Origin of the sequence: uncultured Mucilaginibacter sp., from assembly GCF_903893715.1 — a bacterium.
Taxonomy (GTDB): Bacteria; Bacteroidota; Bacteroidia; order Sphingobacteriales; family Sphingobacteriaceae; genus Mucilaginibacter.
Genome location: NZ_CAITNG010000149.1, coordinates 1 through 7079, shown reverse-complemented (window position 1 = coordinate 7079; position 7079 = coordinate 1). Strand labels below are relative to the sequence as shown.

5 protein-coding genes are annotated in these 7079 nt (G+C 43.7%); 4 read left to right on the top strand and 1 reads right to left on the bottom strand.

Translation table 11 applies throughout. The features are described from left to right. The first annotated feature begins 203 nt into the window (after positions 1 to 203). Complete coding sequence (araA, locus tag QZX97_RS17865; RefSeq protein WP_295651008.1) at positions 204 to 1700, top strand: L-arabinose isomerase; 1497 nt, start codon at positions 204 to 206, stop codon at positions 1698 to 1700. A 686-nt stretch (positions 1701 to 2386) separates the two neighbouring features. Here araA and QZX97_RS17860 read toward each other — a convergent pair. Next, positions 2387 to 2779, bottom strand: coding sequence for a DoxX family protein (locus tag QZX97_RS17860; RefSeq protein ID WP_295651005.1), 393 nt, complete (start codon positions 2777 to 2779; stop codon positions 2387 to 2389). A 249-nt stretch (positions 2780 to 3028) separates the two neighbouring features. Here QZX97_RS17860 and QZX97_RS17855 point away from each other — a divergent pair, with 249 nt between their 5' ends. The 3 genes from QZX97_RS17855 to QZX97_RS17845 all read left to right on the top strand — a co-directional run. Beyond that, positions 3029 to 3421, top strand: a complete 393-nt coding sequence (locus QZX97_RS17855) for a hypothetical protein (protein ID WP_295651003.1) — start codon at positions 3029 to 3031, stop codon at positions 3419 to 3421. A 705-nt stretch (positions 3422 to 4126) separates the two neighbouring features. After that, positions 4127 to 5494, top strand: coding sequence for a PAS domain S-box protein (locus QZX97_RS17850; RefSeq protein WP_295651001.1), 1368 nt, complete (start codon positions 4127 to 4129; stop codon positions 5492 to 5494). A 923-nt stretch (positions 5495 to 6417) separates the two neighbouring features. Continuing rightward, a partial coding sequence (locus QZX97_RS17845; RefSeq protein WP_295664878.1) for a terminase small subunit occupies positions 6418 to 7079 on the top strand: 662 nt, incomplete at its 3' end.

Here is a 7079-nt window from a genome sequence, read left to right as displayed (position 1 = left end):
TCAAGCATCTTCAATCCTATTTAAACGAGTTTACTTTTAAATACAATCACAGAGATAATAAATCAAATTTTGACTTGCTTCTCAATAGAAGTTTAATGCCATCTGTCATATGATGGGCTATTACTCTCAAGAGGGGAGCCTGACGCGCAAGGCCGAAGGGAGTAAATAAAAAGAAATATTTATAACACACAATACATAAAACAATGATCGATCTGAAAGAATTTGAGGTGTGGTTTGTAACCGGCAGCCAGGACCTATATGGCGAAGAAACACTGAAACAAGTAGCGGTGCATTCGCAACAAATTGCCAAAGCTTTTGACGGGGCAGGCCAAATACCCGTGCGCGTGGTATATAAGCCAACGGTAAAGAGTCCGGAAGAAATTTATAACGTTTGTCGCGATGCCAACAGCAGCAAAGCCTGTATCGGTATCATCGCCTGGATGCACACGTTTTCGCCGGCGAAGATGTGGATAGGCGGGCTCAAAATTTTACACAAGCCATTGCTGCATTTGCATACACAGTTTAACCGCGATATCCCCTGGGACAGCATCGACATGGACTTTATGAACCTGAACCAAAGCGCCCACGGCGACCGCGAGTTCGGCTTTATTATGAGCCGCATGCGCATTAACCGCAAGGTGGTAGTGGGTCACTGGCAGGATGAAGAGGTACTGAACCAAATAGGCGGCTGGACCCGCGTTGCCGCAGGCTGGGCCGACTGGCAGGGCGCGCGCTTTGTTCGCTTTGGCGATAACATGCGCTATGTTGCCGTTACCGATGGCGATAAAGTGGAAGCCGAAATGCGTTTTGGTTATTCGGTAAATACCCACGGTGTGGGCGATCTGGTGAAAGTGATCAACGCGATGAGCGACGCGGAAATTGACCGTTTAACCGCCGAATATGAAGCGACTTACGCTGTTGTGCCCTCGCTTAAAAAAGGCGGCGCGCAATACCAATCATTACGCGAGGCTGCACGCATTGAGTTGGGTTTGAGCGCCTTTTTAAAGGATGGCAATTATAAAGGTTATACCGATACGTTTGAGGACCTGCATGGCATGGTACAATTGCCGGGCATACCATCGCAGCGTTTGATGGGCCAGGGTTACGGCTTTGGCGGCGAGGGCGACTGGAAAACTGCCGCGTTGGTACGCGCCATGAAGGTGATGGGTACCGGCCTGAAAGGCGGTAACAGCTTTATGGAAGATTATACTTACCACTTTAACCCAGGCAACCCGATGGTATTGGGTTCGCACATGTTGGAGATATGCGAGTCGATAGCTTTAGGCAAACCGAATTGCGAGATACACCCCTTGGGCATAGGCGGCAAAGCCGACCCGGTGCGTTTGGTGTTCAATGTGGCCGGTGGACCTGCGCTCAATGCTTCCATTATTGATATGGGGAACCGTTTCCGCCTGTTGGTGAACGAGGTGGAAGCCGTAGCGCCTGAGCACGACCTGCCCAAACTGCCTGTTGCCCGCGTATTATGGAAACCCCTGCCCGATATGAAAACCGGCTGCGCAGCCTGGATATTGGCCGGAGGGGCGCACCATACCTGCTACAGCCAAAACCTGAGCAGCGAACAACTGAGCGATTTTGCCGAAATGGCCGGGATAGAGTGCGTGCTGATTGGTAAGGATACTAATATACCGCAATTTAAGAATGAGTTGAGATGGAGTGAGGCGTATTATCAGACCAAATAGCAAGCCCCCTCTAAATCTCCCCCTGAAGGGGGAGACTTGAAATTCTTAAAAGCCCTCGAGTGATTGGGGGCTTTTTAATTCAATTAATATCTACCCATTCCCAACAATCAGCTCGGCCTACATCGCTACAGTAATAGTCGTGAAATCTAATCTGCGCATTATTAAAATCGGCCCCAATACAAACTAAATAGCACAAGAAGCTTTTAATCATGTATCTCTGTTCATAAAAGAACAGACAGAAGGGGGTTTGATAAATATTGTCCCCAACCGGATATGGCTCTTCGTTCCTTGTTATAGAATATCGCTTTTTCACATGGGGATTTATCATGAGTTTATTTACCTCCTCATGAAGTATTTTAAGCTCTAATAGCTCATTGATCTTTGATTTTACCATTTTATCTAATTATTTATACAAAGATAGCGCATGTATCAACACGTTTTTTCGCACTTGATGTGGCTTAAATAAAATATCCCCCCACTGGTCTAAGCTTGTAGCTTCGTCCAAAACCTAACAAACCCTGTCATTTCGACCGCAGGGAGAAAACTTTACGAACAATTACGGCACAGTGCAGGCGCTTTGTAAAGGTTTCTCCTTGCTGCGCTCGTTCGAAATGACATCATTGGGCATGGGTCTTACCGCCGGGTTTCCCTTTAATCCGGATTTCCAATCCTGCACTAAAAATGCTTTACTTTACCCCACCCCCAAGGCCCTTAGCTTTTAACCTTTTGTGGTGATAGATATACGACACAGCTAAAAAAGCGATAAAAACAAATATCGGCGCCCATTGCGCTACCGGGTCGTGAACGGATATTTCGGAATAAACGGCGCTGATCATATCGAAAGCAAAACCGGCATAGGCCCATTCTTTGAGGCGCGGAAAGCCCGGTACCAACAAAGCAATCGAACCTAAAACTTTAGCAACACCGAGGTACTGGTTAAAGTAAGCCGGATATCCAAAATGGCCACTCATCATTTTAATGGAATCGGGGGTATTCATGATGCTGGTGATGCCCGAAAAAAGCATGACGGCTACCAGCAGGCCAGTAAATATCCAATAGATAATGTTGATTTTCTTCATGTTGTTGCTTGGTTTGTGATGGTTCAATAATCAAAAGTAAAAGGACTGCAGCATCAATTCAACCTTTTTCCACTATATTTTTTTAGAGGTAATAATACCCTTAACGGAGGCGTTATCTTTGCAAATGCTGCCATTATCGAAGTTTGTAGCTTCGACCTACAATGGATTGGAGGTTCATCTCGCTTTTTTGACATACTTATTTGCCCACCCCATCAATATAAGCTATCTTCAAAAAAATATCCCGCCTAAATGAAAAGCCTTGTTATCGGTTGCTTAGTGTTATCCCTTTTTGTTTTGACTTGCAACCTTCCTCCGGATTGCGCGAAATTCAGGAACGGGAATTTTACGGTGCTGGGCAACAAGCGAATTTCGGAAATTGAAAGGAACGGCGACCAACAATTGGAATGGGACAACGGGCCAAAAAAGTGGACCGAACCGGATACATTCAAGGTAAAATGGCTGAATGACCATAGCTATATGCTGCTGCCCAACAGCAGTTACCTAAAAAAATACCACATTGACAAAACCGATGCTGCAATAACCGTCGACATATTACAAACCTCTGTAAGCTCGTGCACTATACGCATATCCACAAACCTTGGCAGCAAAACGGCTGAAGCCGAAATGTTCAGATCTAATTGAGCCGATAATTTGAGTACGGCAAAAGTTACGTAGCCACTTATGCGACCATATATTCGGTTTGATCAAGCCCGACGGTTTTTTGAACAATTGGTAAAGGCTTACCCGGTTTTATAGGACTCCTCTTTCCGAAAAAGGGCTTTTAAAACATAGCAGGTAACGAAAACACATGTTATGCAAAACAGGATTTTTATAAACAGGCGTTTTTTTTGAAGAAAATGCAATAAAGTGTATTTATCATTTCCTTTTTTATCAGTAAAGATATATTTGTTATATAAATTAAAAATTAACTAAAAATATTTTTAAGGTTAAATAATTTGTTTAATTTTATACAAAAGTCGAGATTTGGAAAAAATGTTTTCTCGCCGGCCCAATTCTAAATACTTATCAAACGAATTTTAAACTCCCGGAAAGCTATCTGAAAACAACACACCCCTATGGCTTTTTTTAATATTTTACCTCTCGCCAACAAAAATAAACTTTTCGACGGCCCATCGTTTTACCGCTAACGTTTGTTGATTCGAATAAAATCTTACATTCATACCAACCTGAAGATCGGCGATGACCGAAAAAAAACCAACTTATTTGCTATGGATAATCGTTTTATAAAATCGATAACAATAGTTGTGAATATCTTTATAGATATTTCGAAATTAAAATCCGATATTTAATAAAGTATTGATTTTTATGAACTAAAAGGAGAACTATATGACGGCAGCAAAACCAACCATATACCACGATATACTTTTTAGGGAATTGATAGAGAACAGCTATTCGGGTATTACCTTGTTCGACCGCTACCTCAATACGATTTACAGTAGCCCTTCGGCAGAGCGGATTACCGGCTGGAGCCCGGAAAACAGGCCCGACAGCCTGATGGAAAACGTACATCCCGACGATGAACCGCAAATGAAATTGTTTTATTTGAAGGTTTTAGCCAACGACGGCGTGTCTGATGCTTGTAGTTTTAGATACAAACATTTTGACGGACACTTTATTTGGCTCGATTGTACATTTACCAATATGCTCGACAAACCAGGCATTCATGCTATTGTGGGTAATTTCAGGGACGTTTCGGAGCAAAAAAAAGCCGGCCAAATATTAAAACAAACCGTAGACGAACTAATTGCCTACAAATATTGCCTTGATGAATCGTCCATAGTTGCTATTACCGACCATAAGGGGGTTATTACTCACGTTAACGATTATTTTTGCAAGCTGTCTAAATACACCAGAGCAGAGTTGGTAGGTCAAGACCATCGCATATTAAACTCGGGATACCATAGTAAAGAATATATAAAAAACCTCTGGGCAACAATTGGCAAAGGAAATATTTGGAAGGGTGAATTTAGAAACAAAGCTAAGGATGGATCTTTTTATTGGGTTGAAGCGACCATTGTGCCGTTTTTGAACGAAAAGAACAAGCCATATCAATACATAGCCATCCGATCGGACATTACCGAGCTAAAAAAAACAACCATCGCGCTTCAGGCCTCCGAAAAAAAATTTAGCGAAATGTTTCAGCTAAGCCCATTGCCTATGTGGGTTTTTGATGCGGAGTCATTAAATTTTTTGGCAGTTAACCACGCGGCAGTAAAACATTATGGCTTTAGTCATGAAGATTTTTCATCGATGACCATCAATGATATACGGCCGGCCGAAGAAATCCCAATACTGCAAAAATCTTTAGCCGATTTTAACAAAAACAATGCCATATACCGGCAAGGAGTTTTTGTACACAAGAAGAAAAACGGCGAAAAGATTAACGTAGAAATACAAAGCAGCATTGTTGATTACGATGGGAAACGAGCCGAAGTAGTACTGGGAAACGATATAACTGATAAGCTGAAATATATTAAAGCTATTGAAGAGCAAAACGAGAAATTAAAAGAAATATCCTGGCTGCAATCGCACATCATCAGGGCTCCGCTTGCGCGAATGATGGGTTTGATGAACCTGCTAAAAGACGGTTGCGACGAGCACGAAAAAGTAATGGAATATTTAATGCAATCGGCAACAGAGTTGGACGAGGTGATCAGGGGGATTACCGATATATCGAAAATTGATGACGAATGAAGATTAAGCCGCTTGTAGGCTTGGCTACCGGTTAAAGCAGCAAAACCAAACCCTGATTTTTTGCGGCAGGGCACGATGTGCTTAAATTTTACGCCCCGCCCTCTACTATTTTTATCTCATTTCAAAATTATGTCATTTCGACCGTAGGGAGAAAACTTTGGGGACATGACATTTGCGACGGACAGGTGAGCGGGAGACAAGTATGGCGCGGATGCAGGGCGTGGATGCCGCTTTGTAAAGTTTTTTTCGCTACGCTCAAGAGAGTAGTTCTCCTCGCTATCGCTCGCTCGAAATGACATAAAAGGGGGGTTCTATTTTATGTCATTTCGACCGTAGGGAGAAAACTTCTGTAAGGGATTAGTCGGCGTGCGATATATCTGGCGTGAATGTATTAGTTCGCGAAGGTTTTTTCGCTACGCTCTAGAGAGTAGTTCTCGTCGCTGCGCTCGCTCGAAATGACAACATTTTATATTTCTTTTGTAATTTTTGTAATAATAAATTATTCTTCGTATATTGCATATAATTTGCAATAAAGCACCTTTTTGTGCCTGTTAATGCTGTCCCGATAGCTATCGGGATGACGTTGGGAATTGCCGTGTTTAGGGTAGCCCCTGACGGGGCAAAACTTTGAATTTACATTTTGCTACAAACAGGTAGCCCCTGACGGGGCATGTGATGGTGGGTTTGTCGTACGGTTGACTCACCCCGGCTGCACTGCGCTGGCCGACCCTCTCTTCCGCTGCGCGGTAAAGAGGGTGACGGCAGGGCGGCCGCCACTGGCGGGGCATTTTATGGCGGGTTTGTTGCGCATTTGACTCACCCCGGCTGCACTGCGCTTGCCGACCCTCTCTTCCGCTGCGCGGTAAAGAGGGTGTAAAAAGGTGGCGGCCTTTTGATTGAAATTTTAAACCAACGATTGATATATGAAAACGATTGACGCATTTACTTTAACACCTAAACAACAACGCTTTTGCGATGAGTATTTAATAGACATGAACGCTACACGGGCGGCTTTGCGGGCGGGGTATACGCAGGCCACAGCCATGAACGGGCAATTGATGGAAATGCCCAAGATACAGGCTTATTTAAAGAAGCGTACCGCTGAGGCAGCGCAAAAACTGCAGGTGAGCCATGAAACGCTTTTGGGCGAACTGATGAAGGTTGCCTTTGCCAATATGGGCGACTATTTTGGGGATGATGGCAAGATAAAGGCTATGAACGACATTTTGGATGATAAAAAGAGCGCGATATGGAGCTTGAAGGTGAGCGAAGGGAAGTATGGCACTACGGTGCAACTTAGACTTCACAATAAGTTGGCGGCTTTGGAAAAAATTGCCAAGCACATTAAGTTTTATGAGGTGGAGCAAAAAAAGCCGGTGGAGGAAGCGGTTTATGTTGACAAGGAAGACCTGAACGAGGATGACCGCTTTGAAGATGATAGCATAGATGCGTTAGATAAGGATTTATACGAAAAAAAGGTAAAACTTGAAACGCTGCAACGAGAATTGTATTTAAAAGAACGTGATTTAAAGCAACGGGAGGCGGATTTGGCGACAAGGGAGGAGGGTGTTCGGGCCGCCATCGC